Source organism: Reyranella sp. GW821-FHT14A01, assembly GCF_058803965.1.
Genome location: NZ_JBXAPM010000015.1, coordinates 138,534 through 161,890 on the forward strand (window position 1 = coordinate 138,534; position 23,357 = coordinate 161,890).

Genomic DNA, 23,357 nt, shown 5'->3' on the forward strand with positions numbered 1-23,357 from the left:
CGATGATCGAGACGGAAAAGGGCAGGGCCGAGGTCACACGGTTCACGATCGACCTCGCGATTCGGCTCGGCCTGATCGCCGCCATCATCTATGTGAGCCTGCTGCTCCTGCAGCCCATCGCAGCCCTGATGATGTGGGCCGTCATCCTGTCGGTCGCCGTCTATCCGCTGTTCAATCTGGTTCGTCGTCGCCTGCACGTGCGCGACGGCCTCGCGGCGTCATTCCTGTCCCTTCTGCTGCTGGTACTCCTGCTGACGCCCGTCGTCATTCTGGCGGGCTCCGCCATCGAGAGCCTCGAAGACTATGCGCGGCTGCTCCTGCGCGGCGGCCATGTCGTGCCACCGCCGCCGGAATCGGTGCGGGATTGGCCCATGGTCGGCGGGCGCGTCTACGATTTCTGGCTGAACGCATCGGAAGACCTGCGCACGATGCTGACGGCCCACATGGACCAGCTCACCCTGGCCGGCCGCTGGATCGGCCGGATTGCGACGGGCGTCTTCCTGGAGGTGCTGCAATTCGCCGGCGCCATCATCGTGGCGGGCATCCTGCTGGCCTATTCGGACGAACTCGCCGGCACCTTGCGCGACCTCGCGGCACGGGCGGCGGACAATCGCGGCCGACACTTCCTCGAGATCGCCGGCTCGACCATCCGCAACGTCTCGCAGGGCGTGATCGGCATCGCCCTTTTGCAGTCGGCGCTGCTGGGCATCGGCATGCTGGTGGCGGGCGTGCCTTTCGCCGGCGCCATCACCTTCGTCTGCCTGGTACTGGCGATCGTGCAGGTCGGGCCCAACATCGTCATGATCCCGGTGGTCATCTGGGCCTGGATGTACCTGCCGGCGCTGCATGCCGGCCTGTTCACGGTCTATACCGCGCCGCTGCTGCTGCTCGACAATGTGCTGCGGCCGATCCTGATGGCGCGCGGCCTGGCGACGCCGATGGCGGTGATCCTGGCCGGCGTCATCTGCGGCACCCTGGCCGGCGGCCTGATCGGCCTGTTCGTGGGCCCGGTGGTGCTGTCGGTCTTCTACGACCTGCTGGTCGCCTGGATCGCGGCCGGCCGGAAGGTCGAGCAGGTTGACCTCCCGACTCCGTCGCCCTGATCAGTCCCTCATTGGAGCGCGCAACTCCAGTTGCGCTCATGATCATGATTGCGCCACTTCAGCGCGGAGGTTACTCCGCGCGCAGTGGCGCGCTCCAATGACGCTCCAAGTAGCCCTTACTTCTTCTTCGGCGGACGAATGGCGTCCCATTGCTCGTCGGTCCAGTCGAGCATTGCCGATGTGTTGGCGCCGCCGCCACCCGACTGCAGCATCTTGCCGCCGTCGATGACGATTGCGTCGCCGTTGATGTAGGCCGCGCCATCGCTCACCAGGAAGGCGGCGAGGTTGGCGAGTTCGATATGATCACCGGTACGGCGCATCGGGATGGCCTTGATCATGTCGTCGTTGCCGCCGCGCTCCTTCGGCATCAGCCGGCTCCAGGCGCCTTCGGTCGGGAAGGGGCCGGGCACGATCGCGCAGGTGCGGATACCCTTTGGCCCCCATTCCACGGCCAGGCTCTTGGTCATGGCGAGCACGCCGGCCTTGGCCATGGCCGACGGCACGGTGAAGGGCGCGCCGGTCAGCGACGAGACGGTGAGGATCGACATCACCACCTTGTTGCGCTCGCCGGCATCGATCCAGCGGCGGCCGGCGGCGACCGTGCAATAGGCCGAGCCGTGCAGGACGATGCCCAGCACCGCGTCGATCGCGCGCGATGACATCTTGTGGGTCTGCGCCAGGATCTGGCCGGCGGCATTGTTCACCAGGATGTCGAGCGGCCGCTTCTCCCAGATCTTGTCCATCATCTCCTCGACGGCGTCGGGGATGCGCACGTCGCAGCCCACCGTCTCGATCTCGCCGCCTGTCTCCTTGGCGAGTTCGGCGGCGGTCTCCTTCAGCACCTCCTCGCGGCGGCCGCAGATGATCACGTTGGCGCCCAGCTCGAGATAGCGATGCGCCATCGAGCGGCCGAGGCCGGTGCCGCCGCCGGTGACGAGGATGCGCTTGCCCTTGAGCAGGTCGGGTTGGAACATGGGTACTCCTACTTCTTGATCTCGGTGAGGGCGACGCCGGAGGCGATGAGCTTGTCGATCTCGGCCGCGGAATAGCCGGCCTCCTGCAGCACGGCCTTGGTGTCGGTGCCGAACTTCTTGGGCTTGGTGCGCGCCTCGGGCGGGGTGCGCGAGAGCTTTACGGGATTGCCGACGTTCCGCCAGCCGTCCTTCTCCCAGACCATGCCGCGATGCTTCGTGTGCGGATGCTCCATGACGTCGGAGACGTCGAGCACGGCGGCCGACGGCACGCCGCCCTTCATCAGCTCCTGCGAGAATTCGTTGGCGTCGCGATCCTTCAGCAGTTCGCGCAGCTCGGTCTCGAGCTCGGCGCGATGGGCGACGCGCTCCTTGTTGGTCTTGAAGCGCGGATCGTCGGCCAGCTCCGGCTTGCCCAGCATCTTCGTCAGCTTGCGGAACTGCCCGTCATTGCCGGCACCGACCACGATGTTGCGCGTCTTGGTCGGGAAGTTGGAGTAGGGCACCAGGCTCGCATGGCTGTTGCCGACCAATTTCGGCTTAAGCCCCGCCATGAAATAGTTCGGCGCATGCGGCTGGTGCAGTGCGATGGCGCTGTCGTAGAGCGTCGCGTCGACGAACTGGCCCTTGCCGGAGCGGTTGCGCTCGTAGAGCGCCATCATGATGCCGATCGTGGCGTTCATGCCGGTCGAGAGATCGACCACCGGCACGCCGATGCGCACCTGGCCGCCCTCGGGCGAACCGTTGACGGAGACGAGGCCGGCCGAGGCCTGCACCATGGCGTCGTAGCCGGGGAAGCCGCCCAGCGGCCCGTCGGCGCCGAAGCCCGAGACGCGGGCATGGACCAGCCGCGGGAACTTGGCGGCCAGCACGTCGTGGTAGCCGATGCCCCACTTCTCCATCGTGCCGGTCTTGAAATTGTCGATCAGCACGTCGGCCGTCTCGAGCAGCTTCAGCAGGACCTCGCGGCCCTCAGGCTTGGAGAGATCGAGGGCGATCGTGCGCTTGTTGCGGTTGATGCCGGCGAAGTAGGCCGAGATGCCCTCGTCGTCGAACGGAGGGCCCCAGGTGCGGGTCTCGTCGCCCTGCGGCGGCTCGACCTTGATCACGTCGGCGCCGTGGTCGGCCAGCATCTGGCCGCAATAGGGACCGCCCAGCACGCGCGACAGGTCGATCACTTTCAGGCCCTCGAGCGCGCCCCCGCTTGCGACCGGCATTTCGTTCCACTCCTCGGATTGAGACAGGAGGCGGGGTTATAGACCATGGGGCTGAGGCCCGGTACCGTCCGGGCATGATCGAACGCGAGCTGGATATCGCCACGCAAGATGGCGCCATGAACACCTACACGGTACGTCCCGACGATGGCGGGGCGTTGCCGGTCGTCATCATGCTGATGGACGCCCCCGGCGTGCGCGAGGGATTGCGCGAGATCTGCCGGCGGATTGCGCAGTCCGGCTACTTCGTGCTGCTGCCCAACCTCTACTATCGCAGCACCCGCGAATTCGTCTGCGGCCCGACGCGCAACCATCCCGACGCCGAGGCCAACCTGAAGCGCATGTTCGGCCTGATGGAGACGCTCTCCAACGCCAAGGTCGCGGCCGATACCGGCGCGGTGCTCGACGTGCTGCCGACCCTGCCCGACGCCAAGTCCGGCAAGGTGGGGCTGGTCGGCTACTGCATGAGCGGCGCCTTCGTCACGGCCGCGGCGGCGGCGCATCCCGACCGTATCGGCTGCTTCGCGTCCTACTACGGAACGCGCCTGATCACCGACAAGCCGGACTCGCCGCACCTGATGCTGGGCGACATCACCGCCGAGGGCTATTACGCCTTCGCCGAGCACGATACCTACGTGCCGCTGTCGGACGTCGCCAAGTTCGAGAAGCTGCTGGCCTCCGCACCGTTTCCGTCGAGGTCCGAGACGGAAGCCGGCACGCATCACGGCTACGCCTTCTCCGACCGCGGCAACCTGAACGAAGCCGCCCGCGAGAAGCACTATGAACGCATGCTGGCGCTCTACCGCCGGCACTTGAGCTAGGAGACGGCGACATGCTGAGCGGCATCCACGGACATCAGGACATCGAGCGCGTGGTCTACGGCAAGCCGGCGGGCGCCGCATTGCGCGCCGAGGCCGAGCGGCTGGGCGCGAAGAAGGTGTTCATCACCACCTCGAAGTCGGTGGCGCAGAGCGCGCTGCTGGCCTCGGTGATCGACGGGCTCGGCGACCTGCATGCCGGCACCTATGCCGGCATCACCGCGCATTCACCGCGGCCCTGCGTGGTCGAGGGCGCGGAGATGGCGCGCAAGGCTGGTGCCGACCTGATCGTGGCGGTGGGCGGCGGCTCGGTGATCGATGCCACCAAGACGATCCTGATCGCGCTCTGGCAGAACGTGACGGACGTCGATCAGCTCGACGCCTATCGCGCCGGCCGCCCCAAGGAAGGCGCGGCGCCGCCGTCCGAGGCGATCAAGCCGCCGGCCGATGCGATCCGCATGATCGCCGTGCCGACCACGCTGTCGGCCGCCGAGTTCAACGCCTTCGCCGGCATCTCCGATCCACGCAAGGGCATCAAGGAGAGCTTCGGACATCGCCTGATCGTGCCGCGGGTCATCGTGCTCGACCCTGCGGCCACCCTGGCGACGCCGATGGACCTGATGCTCTCGACCGGCCTGAAGGCGGTCGACCATGCTGTCGAGCGGCTGTGCTCGCAGCAGGCCAATCCGTTCGCGCTGGGGACTTCCACCGAGGCGCTGAAGCTGCTGGCCCGCGCGCTGCCCGCACACAAGGCGAACCCGGACGATATGGCGACCCGGCTCGACCTCCAGTTCGGCATGTGGCTGTCGATCGGCGCCGGCACTTCGGGTGTCGGCGTGGGCGCGAGCCATGGGATCGGGCACGTGCTGGGGGCCGCCTGCCATGTGCCGCACGGCCATACCTCCTGCGTGATGCTGCCCTCGGTGCTGCGCTGGAACCTGCCGGTCAATGCGGAGCGCCAGAAGCGGGTGGGCGAGGCGTTCGGCAAGCCCGAGGCGGCGGCCGGCGACCTAGTCGAAGGGCTGGTGAAGTCGCTCGGCCTGCCGGGACGCCTCTCGGAAGTCGGCGTCGGCAAGGACCGCTTTCGCGAGATCGCCGAGAAGTCGATGCACGACCGTGCGGTGCTGAACAATCCGCGGCCGATCAAGGGTCCGGAGCAGGTCATGGAGATCCTCGAACTGGCGGCCTGACGAATGAGGGGGCCCGACATGACCCCATGAATTCTTCTCGTGAGCCCGAGGGGTGTTAAGCGGCTAAAGCCACACGACCTAAAGGGAGCAAACGAAAGTCACGGGTGAAACCATGGTTGACGTCCGAACTGCCGAATCCACTGTTGCACGACCGCCGCTGGCCGGCTGGGTCGATGCGCCGATAAATTACCTCGCCGATCTCAGCATCAAGCCGGTCACCTACAATCCGCCGCACGGTACCGGCGTGCCGCGGCGCGACGGCAACTACCGAGACTTCACGATGCGCATCCATGATGCCCGTCCGATCGCGAGTGATCTGTCGCTCGACCGCCAGGCCTTCATCCTGACGCACCACGATACCGAGGTCCGCGACTTCTACGACGAGGAGGAAGTGCGCACGAAGTACCACGCCGAGGTCGAGGCGCTGATCAAGCGCGAGACCGGCGCGTCGAAGGTGGTGGTGTTCGATCATACCGTCCGTACGGCCGATCGCGCCGTCGAGCGCGGCCTGCGGACACCGGTGCGCAGCGTCCATTGCGACTACACGGAGAAGTCGGGACCGCAGAGGGTGCGCGACCTGCTGTCACCCGAGGAGGCCGAGCAGCGTCTCGGGAAGCGCTTCGCCGAATTCAACGTCTGGCGCAACATCGCGCACGAGCCGGTCGAGATGACGCCGCTGGGCCTCGTCGATTCCGAGAGCCTGGCGCCGCGCGATCTCGCGGTCTGCGACCTCGTCTATGCCGACCGCACCGGCGAGATCTACCAGGGTGTCTACAACGCCGATCACCGCTGGTTCTACTTCCCGAAGCTGACGCGGGACGAGGCGATCGTGATCAAGTGCTACGATTCGATGAAGGACGGTCGGTCGCGCTTCTCGCTGCATTCCGCCTTCGACGATCCGACGACGCCGGCCAACCCGAAGCCGCGGCAAAGCATCGAGGCGCGCGCATTTGCGTTCTTTGATTAGGCGCGTTCATACGCGCCGGCGGGCGGCAGCGCCTTCACAGCGGCTTGGCTACAAGCCGCGAAGGCACGAGAGCCCGCACGGTTCCAATTGCGCACTTAACTTTGCGCGATCGCCTCCAAGTGCTCGACCAGCTCTTCCGGATTGCTGAAGAACGGCGAGTGGCCGCTTTCCAGCCGCAGCACCTTGCACGGGGTCTTCTTCGCCATCAGGCGCTGCAGCTCGATGCGGATGGCGTTGTCGTGGATGCACTCGATGTACCAGCGCGGCACCGAGCCAAAGCGATCCTCGGTCAAGGTCACTGGCGTGGTCGAGATGGCCAGCGGCTGCGGGCGAAGCCGTTCCATCGCCTTGTAGCGGTCCTCCGGCGAGACGTCGGCGTAGAACAGGCTCGGCAGCTTGTCGCGCGCGAAGGTATAGGTCTTGCCGTCGGGGCTGACCTGGCGCGACAGCCGGAACATGGCGTCCGGCTCCAGCGCCGTCATGTCCTTGCCGCTCTTGCCCGAGGTCGGCAGCAGGGCACAGAGATAGACCAGCGCCTTGATCTTGCGCCGCCGTGCTTCGGCGAGCTGGCTGATTGTCACGCCGCCCAGCGAATGGCCGACCAGGATGACCTGCTCCTCCATCTTGTCGAGGAGCCGCGCCAGCTTGTCGACATTGTCGGCAAGCGTGACGTTGGCCGGCGGCGTCTGGTCCTTGCCGAGGCCCGGCAGGTCGGGCGCGCAGACCTTGTGGCCGGCCGCCTCGAGCAGAGGCGCGACCTTCTCCCAGCACCAGCCGCCGGTGCAGGCGCCATGGACCAGCAGGAACGTCGCCACGGCCCTAGGCCTTTCCGACGACGGTGCGCGCGCCGGGGGCGGGCACGAAGAAGTCGGGCATCAGCGGCGTGCCCGGTGAGACCGCATACTTGTCGAAATTCGTCATGCCTTCGGCCGCCAGGACCTCGTCGTCGATGAAGAAGTTGCCGGTGCAGTCGCGCGCCGGCCGGTTGAAGATTGCATAAGCGGCATCGGCCATGATCTCGGGCTTGCGGCACTGCTTCATGCCTTCGTCGCCGCCCAGGATGTTCTGGATCGCCGCGGTGGCGATGGCCGTGCGCGGCCACAGGCAGTTGAAGGCGACACCCTTATCCTTGAACTCCGCCGCCATCGACCAGGCGAAGACAGACATGCCGTACTTGGCCAGCGTATAGGCGGCGTGGTTGGCGAACCACTTCACGTCGAAGTCGAGCGGCGGCGACAGGTTCAGCACATGCGGGTTGGCGGCCTTCAGCAGATGCGGGATGCACTTCTGCGAGACCATGAAGGTGCCGCGCGCATTGATCTGGTGCATCAGGTCGTAACGCTTCATCGGCGTGGCGAGCGTGCCGGTCAGGCTGATGGCGCTGGCATTGTTCACCAGGATGTCGATGCCACCGAACTTCGCGACGGTCTCTTCCACCGCCTTGTCGACGCTCTGCTCGTCGCGGATGTCGCAGGCGAGCGGCAGCGCCTTGCCGCCGGCCTTCTCGATCTCCTCCGCCGCGGTGAAGATCGTGCCCGGCAGGCGCGGGTCGGGCTTCACCGTCTTGGCGGCGATGGCGATGTTGGCGCCGTCGCGCGCCGCGCGTAGCGCGATGGCCAGTCCGATGCCGCGGCTGCCGCCGGTCACGAACAGGGTTTTGCTACCCAAGCTCATGGCGTCCCCAAGAAATCCTTGGGCTCTATAGCTGGGCTCGTTTGGGGCGGCTAGTCTCGCCACGCTCAGGGGAGGCATGCATGAATCCGTGCTTTGAAACGGCGACGCGCCTAGCACGCGCCATACGAAACGGACGGTTGAGTTCGGTCGAGGCGACGACCGCGCATCTGGAGCGGATCGCGAACCTCAACGGGCCTCTCAATGCCCTCGTACTGGTCGACACTGCCGGCGCGATAAAGGCCGCGCGGGCCGCCGATCGCGCGCGGAGTGCGAAGAAGCCCCTGGGGCCGCTGCATGGCGTGCCGATCACCATCAAGGAAGCGTTCGACGTCGCCGGCCTGAAGACAACCTCCAGCCACCTCCCTCTAAAGGACAATGTCGCGAACGAAGATGCGAGCCTCGTGGCCCGGCTGCGCGCGGCAGGCGCAGTGATCCTCGGCAAGACCAATGTGCCCGAACTGTGCGCAGACTTTCAGACGGACAGCCCTATTTTTGGCACCACGAAGAATGCCTGGGACGAGCATCGCACCGCCGGCGGATCGACCGGCGGGGGCGGCGTCGCCGTGGCAGCCCGCCTGTCGCCGCTGGAACTGGGCAGCGACATCGGCGGCTCGGTGCGCAATCCGGCGCACTACAACGGCATCTTCTCGCTGAAGCCCACCGAATGGCGCGTACCGGCGCGCGGCCATGTGCCGGACCTGCCCGGCCAGACCAGGACTACCCGTTACATGGGCACGTTCGGCCCGCTGGCGCGCTCGGTCGACGATCTCGAGGCCGCGCTCCGCATCATCGCCGGGCCGGACGGCTATGAGACCGAGGCGGCGCCCATGCCCCTGGGACCGACGCCCAAGCTGGAGGCGAAGGGCCTGCGCATCGCCGTCCTGACCAGCAATCCGCTGGTGCCGGTCTCGGCCGACACGGTTTCGGTCGTGGAGGCGACCGCGAAGCTTTTGTCGAAGGCCGGCGCCAAGGTGAAGCCTGCCGAGCCCGAGGGCATGGACTGGCAGCAGGCTTGGGACGACTGGGCGGACCTGTTCCAGTACATGATCCTGAACGACAAGCCGCTCACCGAGCGCGAGCGCCATTTCGACAAGCTCAAGTCACCCGATCCGACCCAGCGGTCGGTCGCCCGAGCGTCACGGCTCAGCATGGCCCAGTTCTTCGCCGTGCTCGATCGCCGCGACCGCCTCGCGCGCCAGTGCGAGACCTTCCTCGACGATTACGACGCCTGGCTGATGCCGGTGATGCCCGATGCGGCCTTCCTCCGCCAGTCGCAGAAGCTGCCGCTCAAGGTCGACGGTGTCGACCATCCGTATTTCTTCGCGGGCACCGCCTACAACTTCCTGGCGAACCTGACGGGCCAGCCGTCGATCGTGCTCCCGTGCGGCTTCTCGAAGGAGGGCTTGCCGATCGGCCTGCAGCTCACCGGCAAGCGCTGGGGCGAGGCCAAGCTGCTCGGCGTCGCGAAGGTGCTGGAAAAACTCCTGCCTCGCTGTCCGGTGCCACCGGGCTTCGCGTGAGCGAGACCGAAAGAAAGAGAAGGGTCCTTCGCTTCGCTCAGGATGACACCTTCTTTTTCATTGGCGCAGTGCGCTGATCTCAACAACATTGTCATCCTGAGCGAAGCGAAGGACCTTTGCTCGGCAGTCGTCACTCCGCCTTCACGCCGGCCTTGTCGATGATCGGCTTCCATTTGGCGAACTCGGCCTTCTGGTAGGCGCCGAACACGTCAGCCTTCATCTGTTCGGGCGTCGGAATGTCCTGGCCGAGATCTTCGAGCTTGCGGCGGATCTCCGGGTCCTGCAGGGCCTTGATGGCGGCGGCGTTGAGCTTGTCGATGATATCCTTCGGCGTCCCCTTGGGCGCCCACAGTCCATGCCAGATCGCGACCTCGATGCCGGGGAAGCCGGCTTCGGCGGTCGTCGGGATGTCCGGCGCGGCGGCGGTGCGCTGCTTGGCGGTGACGGCGTAGACCTTGAGCTTGCCGGCGCGGATGTGCGGCAGCGAGTTCGAGGACTGGTCGATCATGATCTGGATCTGGTTGGCGATCAGGTCCTGCACGGCGGGACCGGTGCCGCGATAGGGCACGAGCTGGTAGTTGGTGCCGGTGACGGCGAAGAAGGCCAGCACGCCGATATGCGAGCCCGAGCCCAGGCCCGCGGTGCCGCCCGAGATCTTGTCGGCATTGGCCTTGAGATAGGCGACCAGCTCCTTGAGATCCTTGGCCGGCACCTGGTTCGAGGTCACGACCAGCAGCGGGTTGGACGGGAGGAGGGCAATCGGTTCGAGGTCGTTGATCAGGTCGTAGTTCAGGTTCTTGTAGATCGCGCCGTTCACGACGTTGGTGCCGAGATGGCCGATGCCGATCGTGTAGCCGTCGGGCGTGGCGCGGGCGAGCTTGCCCATGGCGATCGAGCCCGCCGCGCCGGTGACATTGTCGATGACGAACTGTTGGCCCAGTTCCTTGCCCATGCGCTCGCCGACGATGCGCGCCATGACGTCGGTCGGCCCGCCGGCCGCGAAGGGCACGATCAGGTTGATCGGCTTGTTGGGATAGGCCTGGCCGAAGGCGGGGCCGGCAGCGGCCACCGCGAGCAAGGCGAGCGCAACTCTACGCAGCATGGCAATTCCTCCCTGAACTTCTCTTGTTGGGAGGAGCCTAGCGTTAACCTGCGGCGGGCTCCATCGTCACGAGCACGGTCCGGTTGGAGACCTGCTGGCCCTCCTGGACGGAGATTCCCTCGACCTTGGCGTCGAGTGCCGCCTTGAGCTGGTGCTGGATCTTCATGGCTTCCAGCACAATCAGCGTCTGGCCGCGAGTGACCGTCTCGCCCGGAGCCACCTTGATCGACACGATGCGGCCGTCCATCGGGGCGCGCAGCTTGCCATCGCTGCCGGCGGCCGCCGTTTCGGGCGGCGCATAGGTCTTGTCGGTGAAGCGGACGGTGAGCGCGTCGAGGTCGACCACGATGTCGTTGCCGTCGATATGGAACGGCACCTCGACCGGATCGGCGCTGTGGACCTGCATCAGGCGCTCGGTGCCGCCAGTGGCCAGGCGCATGGGCGTCGGCTCGGGGTTGGAGTTACGCCAGCCACGCATCGACGCGGGATACTTTTGCGCCGAGGCCTGCCACAGGAGATTGGCAGCGGCGCTCCAATGCGCTCCGCCGATCTCGGGGGCGGGGAACTGGTGCGTCACGAGGAACGACGTCGTGGCCTCGCCGGCCGCGAAGTCGGGATGCTCCAGCAGGCGGATCAGGAAATGCCGGTTGGTCGTCGGCCCCAGCACGACCGTCTCGGCGAGCGCCCGCACCAGGCGCACCCGCGCTTCCTCGCGCGTCGCGCCGTGGGCGATCACCTTGGCGATCATCGGATCGTAGTAGGGCGAGATCGCCAGCCCGTCCTTCATGCCGTGATCGATGCGTACGCCGGGGCCAGTCGCCGGCCGCCACGCGTCGATGCGGCCGGTCTGTGGGAGGAAGCCGCCATAGGCATCCTCGGCGTAGAGGCGGACTTCGATCGCGTGGCCATTGAACGTCACCTGTTCTTGGCGGAGCGGCAGCGTCTCGCCGCGCGCGACGCGCAGCTGCCATTCGACGAGGTCGAGGCCGGTGATCGCCTCTGTCACCGGATGCTCGACCTGCAGGCGGGTGTTCATCTCCAGGAAATAGAAGGCGCCGTCGGCGCCCAGCAGGAACTCGACCGTGCCGGCGCCGCGATAGCCGATGGTGCGGGCCGCCGCGACGGCCGCCGCGCCCATGCGGTCGCGCAGGCCAGCGTCGACGGCGGGCGAGGGCGCTTCCTCGATCACCTTCTGATGGCGACGCTGCACTGAGCAGTCGCGCTCTCCGAGATGAATGACGTTGCCGTGGGCGTCGGCGAAGACCTGGATCTCGACATGCCGCGCATCGACCACGGCCTTTTCGAGGATCAGTTCGCCGGAGCCGAAGGCGCTCTCGGCCTCGGTGCGTGCGGTGCGGATCGCCTCCAGCAGGTCGCCGTCGGTCTCCACGAGGCGCATGCCGCGCCCACCGCCGCCGGCGGCGGCTTTGACCATGACCGGTAGTCCGATCTTGCGCGCCTCGGCCTGGAGGTTGGCGTCGCTCTGGTCGGCGCCCTGGTAGCCCGGCACGCAAGGCACGCCGGCGTCGATCATGCGCCGCTTGGCGGCCGCCTTGTTGCCCATCGCGGCGATGGCGGCGGGCGGCGGACCGATAAAGATGAGGCCGGCTTTCTCGCAGGCGGTGGCGAACGCCTCGTTCTCCGAGCGGAAGCCATAGCCCGGATGGATCGCGTCGGCGCCGCTCTTGTGTGCGGCCTCCAAGATGCGGTCGATGCTGAGATAGCTCTCGCCCACGGGCGGTGGTCCGATGCGCACCGCCTCGTCGGCGAAGGCGACGTGCGGGGCGTCCCGGTCGGCATCGGAATAGACCGCGACCGTGCGATAGCCCATCGCCCTGGCGGTGCGCATAACCCTCCAGGCGATCTCGCCGCGGTTGGCGACCAGGACCTTGCTGAAGTTCATTACTCGACGGCCCAGCGCGGCGGCCGCTTCTCGGCGAAGGCGCGCAGGCCCTCGCCGGCCTCGGGGCCGCGACGCGCCTCGGCGAACTTGTCGGCGGCGAAGTCGAGCACGTCGGACAGCGGCTCGTTGCCGACCTTCATCACGACCTGCTTGGTCAGTGCGTTGGCGATCGGCGCGCACTTGTCGATCTGCTTCAGCACTTCCTCGAGCTTGGCATCGAGGGCGGCAGAATCGGCCACGAGATAGTGGGCGATGCCGAGCCGCAGGGCTTCCGGGCCCTTGAAGCGCGCCGCCGTGAGGGCGAGGTGCCGGGTCTGCGGCACGCCGATGCGCTCGGCGACGAAGGGCGCGATCTGGGCCGGCACGATGCCGATGGCGGTCTCGCTCATGGCGAAGCCCGCGCCCTCGGTGCAGATCGCCACGTCGGAGACGCAGAGGATGCCGAAGCCGCCGGCAATCGCGTAGCCCTCGACCGCCGCGACGACGACCTGCGGCGTGGTGTTCACCATTTCGAGGAAGGCGCCGAACTGGCGGTTCCAGACCGCGATCGGGTCCTTCTCGCCGGGCTTCGGCGTGTCGGTGAAGCTCTGCTCCATGTTCTTCAGATCGGCACCGGCGCAGAAGGTGCCGCCGGCGCCGCGCAGGATCACGACCTTGATATCGCGACGGTCCTTCAGGATCGCGAACACCGACTTCAGTTCGCCGATCAGCGTCGGGTTCAGCGCGTTCTTCACCTCCGGCCGGTTGAGGGTGACGTAGAGACGCGACCGCTCACGGCGGAGGAGGAGGGCTTCGTACTTGTCGGCGAATTCAGTCATCACAAACTCCTGAAATGGCGCACGCCATACGCCGCGCCACCCATTGTCATCCCGAGCGCAGCGAGGGACCCTTGCGCTGAAGCAGTAAAGGTCCCTCGCTGCGCTCGGGATGACATGGTTGGTGTCGCGACAACGGTGCGCACTATCGATTTTCCAAACGGGGCAAGGTGCCCATGTGCTTGGAAATGATCTGCAGCATCACCTCGTCGGCGCCGCCGCCGATCGAGGCGAGGCGGGAATCGCGGAAGGCGCGGGCGGTCGGCGATTCCCAGAGGTAGCCGGCGCCGCCCCAGTATTGCAGGCAGCCGTCGGTGACGAGGCGCATCATGCGGCCGGCCTTCAGCTTGGCCATCGAGGCCAGCATCGTGACGTCCGTCCCATCGAGATAGTCCTCGCAGGCGCGGTAGCAGAGCGAGCGCACCAGCTCGATCTCGGTGCGCAGCTCGGCCAGCTTGAAATGGATCACCTGGTTGTCGAGCAACGGCCGGCCGAACACCTTGCGCTCGCGCGTGTACTCGATCGTCTGGTCGATCAGCCGTTCCATGCCGACCACGGCGCTGATGGCGCCCCACAGCCGCTCCTCCTGGAACTGCTGCATCTGGTAGACGAACCCCATGCCCTCCTGGCCGATCAGGTTCCGCACCGGCACCTTCACCTCGTCGAGGAAGATCTGCGCGGTGTCGGAGGAGCGCATGCCGAGCTTGTCGAGCTGCTTCACGACCTCCACGCCCTTGGTCTTCATCGGCAGGCAGATCAGCGACTTGTTCTTGTGGACCGGGCCCTCGCCGGTGCTGGCCAGCAGGCACATCCAGTCGGCCTGGGTGCCGTTGGTCGTCCACATCTTGCCGCCATTGATCACCCAATCGCCGCCGACCTTGCGGGCCGTCGTCTTGATCGAGGCGACGTCCGAGCCCGCACCGACCTCGGAGACGCCAAGGCAGGCGACATAGTCGCCGGCGATCGAGGGCGCGAGGAATTCCTGGCGCAGCGCATCGCTGCCGTGGCGCGCGAGCGCCGGGGTCGCCATGTCGGTCTGCACGCCGATGGCCATCGGCACGGAGCCGCAATTGATGTGGCCCAGCTCCTCCGCCATCACCATGGCGTAGGAATAGTCGAGGCCCATGCCGCCGAATTCGGTGGGCTTGTTGATGCCGAGCAGGCCGGCATTCCCCAGTTTCTTGAAGACCTCGTGGGCCGGGAAGATGCCATCCTCTTCCCACTGGTCGACATGCGGATTGATGTCCCGGTCGATGATCGCCCGCAAAGTGCGGCGGATCTCGTCATGCTCCTGGGTGAATTGCATGGCGGGCTCCTAGCGATTGCCCAAGCGGGGCAGGGTGCCCATCAGCTTGGAAATGATCTGCAGCATGACCTCGTCGGCGCCGCCGCCGATCGAGCCGAGGCGGCCGTCGCGATAGCCGCGGGCCACGGGATTGTCCCAGAGGTAGCCGGCACCGCCCCAGTATTGCAGGCAGGAGTCGGAGACCTCGCGGCGCAGGCGGCCGGCCTTCAGCTTGCCCATCGAGGCCAGCATCGTGACGTCCTTGCCGGCGAGATAATCCTCGCAGGCGCGATAGACGATGGAGCGCAGCGCCTCGACCTCGCTCTTGAGCTCGGCCAGGCGGAAATGGATCACCTGGTTGTCGAGCAGCGGCTTGCCGAAGACCTTGCGCTCGCGTGTGTAGTCGATGGTGGCGTTGATCAGCCGCTCGCAGGTGTTGAGCGAGCCGGCGCCGGCCCACAGCCGCTCCTCCTGGAACTGCTGCATCTGATAGGTGAAGCCCATGCCCGGCTGGCCGATCGTGTAGCGCACCGGCACCTTCACCTCGTCGAAGAAGGTCTGCACCGTGTCCGACGCGCGCATGCCGAGCTTGTCGAGCTTCTTCACGATCTCGATGCCCTTCGTCTGCATCGGCACGACGATCAGCGACTTGTTCTTGTGCGCGGGCCCGTCGTCGGTGCTGGCGAGGAGGCACATCCAGTCGGCCTGCGCCCCGTTGGTTGTCCACATCTTCCCGCCGTTGATCACCCAGTCGCCGCCGACCCTGCGCGCCGTGGTCTTGATCGAAGCGACGTCCGAGCCGGCGCCTGTTTCGGAGACACCAAGGCAGGCCACGGAGTCGCCAGTGATCGACGGCGTCAGGAACTCCTTGCGCAGCTCATCGCTGCCGTAGCGGGCGAGGGCGGGGGTCGCCATCGAGATCTGCACACCGGTCGCCATCGGGATCGAGCCGCCGTTCACCCATCCCAGCGATTCGGCGCAGACCATGGCGTAGGAGAAATCGAGACCGGAGCCGCCATATTCGACGGGCTTGTCGACGCCCAGCAGTCCGGCATCGCCCATCTTCTTGAACAGCTCATGGGCCGGGAACTGGCCCTCCTTCTCCCACTGGTCGACATAGGGATTGATCTCGCGATCGATCAGCGTCTTCCAGGTCTGGCGCAATGCCTCATGCTCGGGGGTGAATTTCATTTGGACGACTCCTTGCGCACAGTCTTGCGATCCATTTCCCGTGTCATCCCGAGCGCAGCGAGGGATCCTTGTCGGGCGGCGTTGTTAAGGATCCCTCGCTGCGCTCGGGATGACACGAATGGTGCTGCGCTCATTCTTCACATCCTCGCCACGCCGAAGGAGATGGGATTGAGCGGTCGCACGATCGATTCGCGGGCGATCGACAGGGTGAAGGCGAGGACGCGGCGCGTGTCGCGCGGGTCGATGATGCCGTCGTCCCAGAGATGGGCAGTACCGTAGAGCGCGGTCGATTCGCGCTCGAACTGGTCGACGATGCCCTTGAACATCTTGTCGATCTGCTCGTGCGGAGGCTCCTTGCCCTCGCGCAGGAACTTCTGCTCGGTCACGGTCTTCATGACGCCCGCCGCCTGCTCGCCGCCCATCACCGCCGTACGCGTGTTGGGCCAGGCAAAGATGAAGCGAGGGTCGAAGGCGCGGCCGCACATACCGTAGTTGCCGGCGCCGAAGCTGCCGCCGATCACGATGGTGATCTGCGGCACGGTCGCGTTGGCCACCGCCTGGATCATCTTGGAGCCGTGCTTGACGATGCCGCCACGTTCGCTCTCGGTGCCCACCATGTAGCCCGTCGTGTTCTGCAGGTAGACGATGGGCGTGCCCTGCTGGCAGCAGAGCTGGATGAACTGCGCGGCCTTCACCGCGCCCTTGGTGGTGATCGGACCATTGTTGCCGATCAACGCCACCGGCTCGCCCTCGATCGCGGCCCAGCCGCAGATCGTCTGCTGGTCGAACAGCGCCTTGAATTCGAGGAAGTCCGAACCGTCGACCAGGCGCGCAATGACTTCGCGCACGTCGTAGGGCTCCTTGTGCGAGGGCGGAACGACGCCGCATAGCTCCTCGACGTCGTAGAGCGGCTCCTTGAAGGACCGCTCGGCGCGCGGCGGCAGCCGGTCGTTCCAGTGCCACTTCGCGATCACGTCGCGCGCCATGCGGATGCCGTCGGCGTCGTTCTCCGCCATCCATTCGGCGACGCCGGAGACGGTGGCGTGCATCTCGGCGCCGCCCAGCTCCTCGTCGGTCGCGATCTCGCCGGTCGCGGCCTTGAGCAGCGGCGGGCCGGCCAGGAACACTTTGGCCTGGTTGCGCACCATGATGACGTAGTCGGAGAGGCCGGGCAGATAGGCGCCGCCCGCGGTCGAGGAGCCGTGCACCACCGTCACCTGCGGGATGCCGCGCGCCGACATGCGCGCCTGGTTGGCGAAGCCGCGGCCGCCGGGCACGAAGATCTCGGCCTGATAAAGGAGGTTGGCGCCGCCGGACTCGACCAGGTTCACGACCGGCAGCTTGTTCTCCATCACGATCTGCTGGACCCTCTGGCCCTTGCGCTGGCCGGAGGGCGCAACGGTGCCGCCCTTGATGGCAGAGTTCGAGGCCGACACGACGCAACGCACGCCCTCGACATAGCCGATGCCCGCGACCGAGCCGCCGCCGGCGCTCGATCCGTCCTTGTCGTCGTGCATGCGGTAGCCGGCGAGCGGCATCAGTTCGAGGAAGGGCGCGCCGCGGTCGAGCAGCAGCGCGATGCGCTCGCGCGGCATGAGCTGCTTGCGCTTGGCGAAGCGCGCCCGCGACTTCTCGGTGGCCGCCTGGACGCTCGCTTCGGCGTCGCGGAACTCCGCGATCGAGGCGAGCATGCGTTCGCGGTTCTGCTTGAACTCGTCGCTGTTGCGATCGATCTGGCTTTCGAGGAGGGGCATGTCGTCCTCAGCCGCCCAGGACCTTGGGTGTCTTGGCGAGGTGGAAGCCGTTGAACGGCTTCGACTTGTCAGTCGCCGGTAGGTCGACGGACCGGTTGGCCAGCGGCACGCCACCGTCGATGCGCAGTTCCGTGCCGGTCATGTAAGCGGAGGCGTCGCTCAGCAGGAAGCAGACGGCGGCGGAGATTTCGCTCTCGGTGGCGAGGCGCCCTAATGGGCAGTAGCCCTTGAGCTTGGGGATCTGCTCCTTGAACTCACCCGTGTAGGTGTCCATGCCGGAGGAGGCAACCCAGCCCGGCGCCACCGAGTTCACGCGCACGCCGGCCGCCGCCCATTCGTAGGCCAAGGTCATGGTGAGGTTCGCCATGCCGGCACGCGCGGCGCCGGTGTGCACCATGTTGGGGAAGCCGTTGCGGTAGTCGGCCGTCATGTTGACGATCGAACCGCCGTGCTCCTGCATCGACTGGATGAAGACCTCGCGGCTCACGATGAAGCCGCCCGTCAGGTTGTTGCGCACGACGACGTCGAAGCCCTTGGCGCTGAGATTGGCGGCAGGCGAGGGGAACTGGCCGCCGGCATTGTTGAACAGGCCGTGGATGCGGCCGTTCCTCGCCACGATCGCTGCGATCGCTTCCTTGACCTGGGCTTCCTCGCGGATGTCGAAGACATGCGTCTCGCAGGTGCCGCCCACCGCCTCGATCTCGGCCTTCACCGCGTCGAGCTTCTCCTGCTTGCGGCCGGTGATGACGGCATGGGCGCCGAGCGACGCGATCTCGTGCGCGGTGCAGCGTCCGATGCCGCTGCCCCCGCCGGTCACGACGATGGTCTGGCCCTCAAACAATCCCGGTTTGAAGACCGAGCGATACGTCATGTTTCCTCCGGATTGAACGGCCGTTTACCGGCCTGTATTTGACGTTTACGTAAAGGTCAAGTAAGCCCCCAGACCATTGGCCGACTGGAGGAACTCGCCCATGACCTTGCAGGAAATCACCGCGAAAATGAAGGAAGGCGCTTCCAAGAAGTCGTCCTTCGGAAACAGCGTCAAGTTCGCCACGGATCAGGGCGTCGTCCTCATCGACGGCAACCAGAACCCGCCGGCCGTCACCAACGACGACACGGATGCCGACTGCACCATCAAGATGGATTTCAGCGACTTCGCCGACCTCATCGAAGGCAAGCTCGACGGCATGACCGCGTTCATGACCGGCAAGCTCAAGATCGAAGGCGACATGGGCGTCGCAATGAAGCTGCAGTCTATTCTGCGCTAGCGCGCGTTCACACGCGCGGGTGGGCGACAGCGCCTTCAGAGGCGCGAAAGCCCACACGGTAATTACAAGGGCCCCATCACCGGGGCCCTTTTCTATGCCTGCTTGCTCTTGTGATAGTGGCGCTTCGCCTTGGCGCGATTGCCGCAGGACGACATGGTGCACCAGCGCCGCTTGCCGGCCCGGCTCTCGTCCAGGAACAGGTAGAGGCAGTCCGGGTTGGCGCAGCGGCGGATCTTGCCGAGTTTCGCGCTGGCCAGCAGGTCGCCGGCCGACCACAGGACGGGCGCGAGCAGCGCCAGCGCCGTGCCCGATTTCAGGTCGAGGTCCCAGTCGTAGCTGTCCTTGCCGCGCTTGAGTGTCGTGCGGGCGGGGGCTGCCGCGAGGGCCGCGTTCAGCGCCTCGAAGTCCCGCCCGGGCGGCGCCTTGCCCTGCGCTACGGCATCGAACAGCCGATGGATTGTTTCGCGCAGGACCAGTGCTTGCTCGAATTCCTCCTGAACCGGCGCCTTCGGCGCCTTGGCCCAGGCCGCGAGATCGGCCGGCGCATTCAGCGTCTCCGTCGGCGTCGCCTGGCCGCGCCAATAGCGCGTGTTGGCGAAGTCCAGACAGAGGTCGGGGGCAGTCATCGACCGGACTTACTAACCGGTTGTCGGGTTGACAAGGCAGGGCTCATGAATAACTATATAACCAGTTATATGGTTATGAAGGAGGGAATTGCCATGTTCGACCATGTTTCCATCGGCGTTGCGGACGTTGCCCGAGCCCGGACGTTCTACGATGCGGCGTTGAAGCCTCTCGGCTACGCGCGGCTGAGCGATGGCGAGACATCGCTGGGCTACGGCGAAAAGGAAGTCGGCCTGTGGATCGGCAAGTCGGCGAGTCCTGTGAAGGCGGACAGGGAGTCCAACCTGCATTTCTGCCTGGTGGCGAAGGACCGGAAATCGGTCGACGCCTTCCACGCAGGAGCGCTCAAGGCCGGCGGCAAGGACAACGGCAAGCCCGGTGTCCGGTCCGATTACAGCCCGACCTACTACGCCGCCTTCGTGATCGACCCCGACGGCTATCGCATCGAAGCCTATTGCGGGAAGTGACAGGACGCCCTCAGGATCGCTGCCGTCCTCGATGGCAGCGATCCTGTGAGGCGATCATGGTGAAGACGGTTCGGAACGCCACGCCGGCGGAAGAGGCGGCGGCTATCGCCACGCTGACGCTCGCCTTCAGCACCGATCCGGCGACGCGCTGGACGTGGCCGAATGCGCAGGCCTATCTCGACGCCTTTCCGCGCTTCGCCAGGGCGTTCGGTGGCGCGGGCTTTGCGAAGGGCGGCGCCCACATCGTCGGCGATCATGCCGGCACGGCGCTCTGGCTGCCGCCGGGCGTCGAACCGGATGGGGCAGCGCTTGGCGAGGTGATGCGGACCACGGCGTCGCCGCAGTCGATGAGCGACGGAATGCAGGTGATGCGGCAGATGGAGAGCCATCACCCAAGCGAGCCGCACTGGTACCTGCCGCTGATCGGCATCGACCCGAGGCACCAGGGGAAGGGGCTGGGCGGCGCGCTGCTCGCTCATGTCACCGGGATCTGCGATCGCGATGGCGTGCCGGCCTATCTCGAATCGTCGAACCCCAGGAACATACCGCTCTACCAGCGCCACGGTTTCGAGATCACGGGCCAGATCCAGTACGGCAGCTCGCCGACCATTGTGCCGATGCTGCGCAGGCCGCGGCGTCGCTGAAGGATCAGGCCGCCTTCTTGCCGTGGTGGCTGTGCAGCTTGGCGCTCAGCACGCGGCGGATGGCGTTGAACTCGGGGCTCGCCACGTCGCGCGGACGCGGCAGGTCGAGCAGGTTGTCGCTCTCGATGCGACCGGGTCCCGGCGTCATCACGACCACGCGGTTGGCCAGCAGGATCGCTTCCTCGACCGCATGCGTCACGAACACGACGGTGAGCTTGGTGCGCTCCCAGATGTCGAGAAGCTCGTCCTGCAGGCGCTCGCGCGTCATGGCGTCGAGGGCGCCGAACGGCTCGTCCATCAGCACCAGCTCGGCGTCGTTGGCCAGCACGCGGGCGATCGCCACGCGCTGCTTCATGCCGCCCGAGAGCTGGTGCGGATAGGCGTTGGCGAACTTGGACAGGCCCACCAGGTCGATGAACTTGTCGACGATCTGCTTGACCTCGGCCCGACCCAGGCCGCGCGCAGACGGGCCGAAGCCGATATTTTCGCGCACGCTCAGCCACGGGAACAGCGCATAGTCCTGGAACACCATGCCGCGCGACGGATCGGGGCCGGCGATCGGCTTGCCCCACATCAGCGCCTGGCCCGACGAGGGCTGGTCGAAGCCCGCCATGATGCGCAGCAGGGTGGACTTGCCGCAGCCCGAGGCGCCGATCAGGCAGATGAACTCGCCCTTGTTGATCGAGAGGTGCGCGTCGGAGAGCGCATGGATCGTCTGGTCCTGCAGCTGGAAGGTCTTGAAGACGTTGCGGATCTCGATGATCGGCGTGGCGGTGTCAGCCATGATGGGTGGGGCTCCAGCGCAGCAGGCGGTTGCCGATGACCACGACCACGCGGTCGGAGATGTAGCCCGCGAGCCCGATCACGATCATGCCGCAGATCACCAGCTCGGTGCGCGACAGGGTGCGGCCGTCCATGATGACGGCGCCCAGGCCCTGCGGCACGCCGGTCATCTCGCCGACGACGATGACGAACCAGGCAAGGCCGAGGCCGAGCCGCAGCCCGGTGAAGATCGACGGCGTCGCAGCCGGCAGCACCACCTTGTAGAACTGGGCGTTGCCGCGGCAGCCCAGCATCGAGGCCGCCTCGAACAGCTTGGGGTCCACCGAGCGCACGCCGAAGATCGTGTTCAGCAGGATCGGATAGAAGGCGCCGAGGCAGACCAGTGCGAAGGCCGACTTGGCGCCCAGGCCGAACAGGATCATCGACAGCGGCAGCCAGGCGGTGACGGGGATCGGCCGCATCACCTGCAGGAACGGGTCGAGCACCATGCGTGCGGCCGGCACGCGGCCGATCAGGATGCCGATCGGCAGGGCGAAGAGAGCGGCCAGCGCGAAGCCGCCATAGACGCGGCTCATCGAGGCCAGAAGATGGGTCGTCAGCGTCGCGGAGTAGGCATCGTCGTAGATGCCGCCCACCGCGAAATCGACCATGTACTCGCCGACCTGGTAGGGCGTCGGGATGAGCCGGGTCCATTGCTGCGTCGTCGCGACCTGCCAGAAGGCCAGCAGGATCAGCGGCACGATCAGCGCCAGCACGGTCGGCTTGACGCGCGACCATGTCGACCGCGAGCGGCGCGGCGCCGCCGTCACCGAGGCAACGGCCGGCACCGGGACCGATCCTGTCTCGACGATCGCCATGTCAGTCTCGCTAGCTGGCGATCTCGTTCGAGAACTTCGGATTGAGGAAGGTCTCGAACTTCGGCAGGGCGCGGATCTGCTTCAGCTCGAGCATGTGCTGGGCGTAGGTCTTGGCCTGGCCCTGCACCTTGTCGTCGAGCTTCCAGACATACTCGACATTGTTGGCGGCGAGCACCTGCTCGACCGCGGCGCGGTTGGCGCCGAGCTTCTGCACGGTCATGTCGACCACCGCCGGCTTGTTCGCCGACATGAACTCGACGGCCTGGCGATGGATCTTCAGCATGGTGCGGATGACGTCGGGGTTCTTGGCGACAGTCTCCTCGTTGGTGCCGATGATCATGTTGAGGCCGCCCATGGCCGTGCCATAGGGATATTCGACGAGCTGGCCGACGCCGGAGGTGATGGAAAGGGCGGGGCCCGGCTCGGCGCCGACATAGGCGTCGATGTCGCCGCGCGAGAGCATCGCCGGCATCTCGCCGAACGGCACGCGGACCGAGGTGATGTCCTTCGGCGTGAGACCTTCCATGCGCATGCGCTCGAGGATGAAGACCTCCTGCGTGGAGCCCGGCCAGATGCCGACCTTCTTGCCCTTGAGGTCCTTGATCGTCTTCACGTCGGATCCGGCCTTGGAGATCACGCCCATGCCCTTGTTCGACATCGCGCCGACAACGACGACCGGCTCGCCGGCGGCGGCGCCCAGGATGCCGGCGGCGATGCCGAAGGTGCCGAGGTCGACCGACTTGGTGACCACGGCGTTCTTGCAATCGGTCGGGCTGTCGAAGGTGATGATCTCGATCTTGAGGCCGGCGGGCGCGAACTTCTCGTAGAAGTGCGGCGGCATCGAGTGGACGAGGCGGAGCGCGCCCATCTTGACCGTCTGTCCGGCCTGGGCGCGCAGGATCGACGGCGCGGCGAGCGTTCCGGCGGCAGCCACGCTGGCGCTGGCGAGAAGACGACGACGATTGATCATGAAGGACTCCCACTCCGCCCCAAGCGGTGTCCCCATGAAGGCAACAAGCGTGCCAGCGCCGTGTCCATTTCCTCCCCAGTCATCTGTGTACGGACCGGAGACATAGTGAACGGATGTTCGGAGACATGGTGAACACTCCCAGGGAGTGTACCCATGAGGCTTCCGATGCCGTTCCAGGACCGGGAGAAGAGCCGGGAAGAGCTGTGCCGCCTTGCCTTGGCGGAGGGATCGAACCGG

At 66.4% G+C, this 23,357-nt stretch carries 23 protein-coding genes; 8 read left to right on the forward strand and 15 right to left on the reverse strand.

Features of this window, described 5'->3' with window-relative positions:
• Window positions 1-2 precede the first annotated feature (2 nt).
• Window positions 3-1,103 carry an AI-2E family transporter gene (locus tag AC1ROX_RS25125; RefSeq protein WP_493130372.1) on the forward strand — a complete coding sequence of 367 codons (1,101 nt, stop codon included), beginning with the start codon at window positions 3-5 and terminating at the stop codon, window positions 1,101-1,103.
• Window positions 1,104-1,219: 116 nt separating this feature from the next.
• Here the strand turns inward: AC1ROX_RS25125 and AC1ROX_RS25130 are convergent, their stop codons facing one another.
• Complete coding sequence (locus tag AC1ROX_RS25130; RefSeq protein WP_493130373.1) at window positions 1,220-2,077, reverse strand: SDR family oxidoreductase; 858 nt, start codon at window positions 2,075-2,077, stop codon at window positions 1,220-1,222.
• Window positions 2,078-2,085: 8 nt separating this feature from the next.
• Window positions 2,086-3,291, reverse strand: a complete 1,206-nt coding sequence (locus tag AC1ROX_RS25135; protein ID WP_493130375.1) for a CaiB/BaiF CoA transferase family protein — start codon at window positions 3,289-3,291, stop codon at window positions 2,086-2,088.
• Window positions 3,292-3,365: 74 nt separating this feature from the next.
• Here AC1ROX_RS25135 and AC1ROX_RS25140 point away from each other — a divergent pair, with 74 nt between their 5' ends.
• The 3 genes from AC1ROX_RS25140 to AC1ROX_RS25150 all read left to right on the forward strand — a co-directional run bounded on the left by AC1ROX_RS25140 (window position 3,366) and on the right by AC1ROX_RS25150 (window position 6,263).
• Complete coding sequence (locus AC1ROX_RS25140; RefSeq protein ID WP_493130377.1) at window positions 3,366-4,109, forward strand: dienelactone hydrolase family protein; 744 nt, start codon at window positions 3,366-3,368, stop codon at window positions 4,107-4,109.
• Window positions 4,110-4,120: 11 nt separating this feature from the next.
• Window positions 4,121-5,296: an iron-containing alcohol dehydrogenase gene (locus AC1ROX_RS25145; RefSeq protein WP_493130379.1), complete on the forward strand. Its 1,176-nt coding sequence runs from the start codon at window positions 4,121-4,123 to the stop codon at window positions 5,294-5,296.
• 112 nt (window positions 5,297-5,408) lie between these two features.
• Window positions 5,409-6,263: a CmcJ/NvfI family oxidoreductase gene (locus AC1ROX_RS25150; protein WP_493130381.1), complete on the forward strand. Its 855-nt coding sequence runs from the start codon at window positions 5,409-5,411 to the stop codon at window positions 6,261-6,263.
• A gap of 95 nt (window positions 6,264-6,358) precedes the next feature.
• Here AC1ROX_RS25150 and AC1ROX_RS25155 read toward each other — a convergent pair whose 3' ends face one another.
• Window positions 6,359-7,078, reverse strand: a complete 720-nt coding sequence (locus AC1ROX_RS25155) for an alpha/beta fold hydrolase (protein WP_493130383.1) — start codon at window positions 7,076-7,078, stop codon at window positions 6,359-6,361.
• Between the two features lie 4 nt (window positions 7,079-7,082).
• Entirely contained in the window at window positions 7,083-7,937 is an 855-nt protein-coding gene (locus tag AC1ROX_RS25160) for an SDR family oxidoreductase (protein WP_493130385.1), read from the reverse strand.
• Between the two features lie 137 nt (window positions 7,938-8,074).
• On the opposite strand from AC1ROX_RS25160, the gene AC1ROX_RS25165 reads away from it, so the two are divergent.
• The gene (locus tag AC1ROX_RS25165) at window positions 8,075-9,457 is read left to right on the forward strand and encodes an amidase (RefSeq protein ID WP_493130387.1); all 1,383 of its coding nucleotides are present in this window, start codon (window positions 8,075-8,077) and stop codon (window positions 9,455-9,457) included.
• Between the two features lie 130 nt (window positions 9,458-9,587).
• Here the strand turns inward: AC1ROX_RS25165 and AC1ROX_RS25170 are convergent, their stop codons facing one another.
• The 7 genes from AC1ROX_RS25170 to AC1ROX_RS25200 all read right to left on the reverse strand — a co-directional run bounded on the left by AC1ROX_RS25170 (window position 9,588) and on the right by AC1ROX_RS25200 (window position 18,378).
• Window positions 9,588-10,559 carry a Bug family tripartite tricarboxylate transporter substrate binding protein gene (locus tag AC1ROX_RS25170; RefSeq protein ID WP_493130389.1) on the reverse strand — a complete coding sequence of 324 codons (972 nt, stop codon included), beginning with the start codon at window positions 10,557-10,559 and terminating at the stop codon, window positions 9,588-9,590.
• Window positions 10,560-10,602: 43 nt separating this feature from the next.
• Entirely contained in the window at window positions 10,603-12,462 is a 1,860-nt protein-coding gene (locus tag AC1ROX_RS25175) for an acetyl/propionyl/methylcrotonyl-CoA carboxylase subunit alpha (protein ID WP_493130391.1), read from the reverse strand.
• Entirely contained in the window at window positions 12,462-13,280 is an 819-nt protein-coding gene (locus AC1ROX_RS25180) for an enoyl-CoA hydratase/isomerase family protein (RefSeq protein WP_493130393.1), read from the reverse strand. Before AC1ROX_RS25180 ends, AC1ROX_RS25175 begins: the two co-directional genes overlap by 1 nt.
• Before the next feature lie 142 nt (window positions 13,281-13,422).
• A complete protein-coding gene (locus AC1ROX_RS25185; RefSeq protein WP_493130395.1) occupies window positions 13,423-14,583 on the reverse strand; it encodes an acyl-CoA dehydrogenase family protein in 1,161 nt (386 codons plus the stop codon).
• 9 nt (window positions 14,584-14,592) lie between these two features.
• On the reverse strand, window positions 14,593-15,753 hold the full coding sequence (locus AC1ROX_RS25190) for an acyl-CoA dehydrogenase family protein (RefSeq protein WP_493130397.1): 1,161 nt from the start codon (window positions 15,751-15,753) through the stop codon (window positions 14,593-14,595).
• Between the two features lie 137 nt (window positions 15,754-15,890).
• Entirely contained in the window at window positions 15,891-17,507 is a 1,617-nt protein-coding gene (locus AC1ROX_RS25195) for an acyl-CoA carboxylase subunit beta (RefSeq protein ID WP_493130399.1), read from the reverse strand.
• Window positions 17,508-17,514: 7 nt separating this feature from the next.
• Entirely contained in the window at window positions 17,515-18,378 is an 864-nt protein-coding gene (locus AC1ROX_RS25200) for an SDR family oxidoreductase (protein WP_493130401.1), read from the reverse strand.
• 100 nt (window positions 18,379-18,478) lie between these two features.
• On the opposite strand from AC1ROX_RS25200, the gene AC1ROX_RS25205 reads away from it, so the two are divergent.
• On the forward strand, window positions 18,479-18,775 hold the full coding sequence (locus tag AC1ROX_RS25205) for an SCP2 sterol-binding domain-containing protein (protein WP_493130403.1): 297 nt from the start codon (window positions 18,479-18,481) through the stop codon (window positions 18,773-18,775).
• A gap of 92 nt (window positions 18,776-18,867) precedes the next feature.
• Here AC1ROX_RS25205 and AC1ROX_RS25210 read toward each other — a convergent pair whose 3' ends face one another.
• Complete coding sequence (locus tag AC1ROX_RS25210; RefSeq protein ID WP_493130405.1) at window positions 18,868-19,401, reverse strand: CGNR zinc finger domain-containing protein; 534 nt, start codon at window positions 19,399-19,401, stop codon at window positions 18,868-18,870.
• Between the two features lie 93 nt (window positions 19,402-19,494).
• On the opposite strand from AC1ROX_RS25210, the gene AC1ROX_RS25215 reads away from it, so the two are divergent.
• A complete protein-coding gene (locus AC1ROX_RS25215) occupies window positions 19,495-19,866 on the forward strand; it encodes a VOC family protein (protein WP_493130407.1) in 372 nt (123 codons plus the stop codon).
• A 53-nt stretch (window positions 19,867-19,919) separates the two neighbouring features.
• Window positions 19,920-20,510 (forward strand): GNAT family N-acetyltransferase, encoded by a 591-nt coding sequence (locus AC1ROX_RS25220; RefSeq protein ID WP_493130423.1) that lies wholly within the window; start codon window positions 19,920-19,922, stop codon window positions 20,508-20,510.
• A 4-nt stretch (window positions 20,511-20,514) separates the two neighbouring features.
• On the opposite strand, the gene AC1ROX_RS25225 is transcribed toward AC1ROX_RS25220, so the two are convergent.
• From AC1ROX_RS25225 to AC1ROX_RS25235, 3 genes are read right to left on the reverse strand one after another with little or no spacing between them, the layout of a single operon-like run.
• Entirely contained in the window at window positions 20,515-21,294 is a 780-nt protein-coding gene (locus AC1ROX_RS25225; protein WP_493130409.1) for an ABC transporter ATP-binding protein, read from the reverse strand.
• A complete protein-coding gene (locus AC1ROX_RS25230; RefSeq protein WP_493130411.1) occupies window positions 21,287-22,150 on the reverse strand; it encodes an ABC transporter permease in 864 nt (287 codons plus the stop codon). Before AC1ROX_RS25230 ends, AC1ROX_RS25225 begins: the two co-directional genes overlap by 8 nt.
• Before the next feature lie 10 nt (window positions 22,151-22,160).
• Window positions 22,161-23,120: an ABC transporter substrate-binding protein gene (locus tag AC1ROX_RS25235; RefSeq protein WP_493130413.1), complete on the reverse strand. Its 960-nt coding sequence runs from the start codon at window positions 23,118-23,120 to the stop codon at window positions 22,161-22,163.
• Window positions 23,121-23,357: the final 237 nt, after the last annotated feature.

Coding starts and splice junctions, on each gene's coding strand:
- AC1ROX_RS25150 (WP_493130381.1), top strand. CDS start 5,409: ATGGTTGACGTCCGAACTGCCGAATCCACTGTTGCACGACCGCCGCTG.
- AC1ROX_RS25185 (WP_493130395.1), bottom strand. CDS start 14,583: ATGCAATTCACCCAGGAGCATGACGAGATCCGCCGCACTTTGCGGGCG.
- AC1ROX_RS25195 (WP_493130399.1), bottom strand. CDS start 17,507: ATGCCCCTCCTCGAAAGCCAGATCGATCGCAACAGCGACGAGTTCAAG.
- AC1ROX_RS25125 (WP_493130372.1), top strand. CDS start 3: ATGATCGAGACGGAAAAGGGCAGGGCCGAGGTCACACGGTTCACGATC.
- AC1ROX_RS25200 (WP_493130401.1), bottom strand. CDS start 18,378: ATGACGTATCGCTCGGTCTTCAAACCGGGATTGTTTGAGGGCCAGACC.
- AC1ROX_RS25145 (WP_493130379.1), top strand. CDS start 4,121: ATGCTGAGCGGCATCCACGGACATCAGGACATCGAGCGCGTGGTCTAC.
- AC1ROX_RS25210 (WP_493130405.1), bottom strand. CDS start 19,401: ATGACTGCCCCCGACCTCTGTCTGGACTTCGCCAACACGCGCTATTGG.
- AC1ROX_RS25235 (WP_493130413.1), bottom strand. CDS start 23,120: ATGATCAATCGTCGTCGTCTTCTCGCCAGCGCCAGCGTGGCTGCCGCC.
- AC1ROX_RS25190 (WP_493130397.1), bottom strand. CDS start 15,753: ATGAAATTCACCCCCGAGCATGAGGCATTGCGCCAGACCTGGAAGACG.
- AC1ROX_RS25225 (WP_493130409.1), bottom strand. CDS start 21,294: ATGGCTGACACCGCCACGCCGATCATCGAGATCCGCAACGTCTTCAAG.
- AC1ROX_RS25140 (WP_493130377.1), top strand. CDS start 3,366: ATGATCGAACGCGAGCTGGATATCGCCACGCAAGATGGCGCCATGAAC.
- AC1ROX_RS25175 (WP_493130391.1), bottom strand. CDS start 12,462: ATGAACTTCAGCAAGGTCCTGGTCGCCAACCGCGGCGAGATCGCCTGG.
- AC1ROX_RS25170 (WP_493130389.1), bottom strand. CDS start 10,559: ATGCTGCGTAGAGTTGCGCTCGCCTTGCTCGCGGTGGCCGCTGCCGGC.
- AC1ROX_RS25230 (WP_493130411.1), bottom strand. CDS start 22,150: ATGGCGATCGTCGAGACAGGATCGGTCCCGGTGCCGGCCGTTGCCTCG.
- AC1ROX_RS25130 (WP_493130373.1), bottom strand. CDS start 2,077: ATGTTCCAACCCGACCTGCTCAAGGGCAAGCGCATCCTCGTCACCGGC.
- AC1ROX_RS25180 (WP_493130393.1), bottom strand. CDS start 13,280: ATGACTGAATTCGCCGACAAGTACGAAGCCCTCCTCCTCCGCCGTGAG.
- AC1ROX_RS25160 (WP_493130385.1), bottom strand. CDS start 7,937: ATGAGCTTGGGTAGCAAAACCCTGTTCGTGACCGGCGGCAGCCGCGGC.
- AC1ROX_RS25205 (WP_493130403.1), top strand. CDS start 18,479: ATGACCTTGCAGGAAATCACCGCGAAAATGAAGGAAGGCGCTTCCAAG.
- AC1ROX_RS25135 (WP_493130375.1), bottom strand. CDS start 3,291: ATGCCGGTCGCAAGCGGGGGCGCGCTCGAGGGCCTGAAAGTGATCGAC.
- AC1ROX_RS25215 (WP_493130407.1), top strand. CDS start 19,495: ATGTTCGACCATGTTTCCATCGGCGTTGCGGACGTTGCCCGAGCCCGG.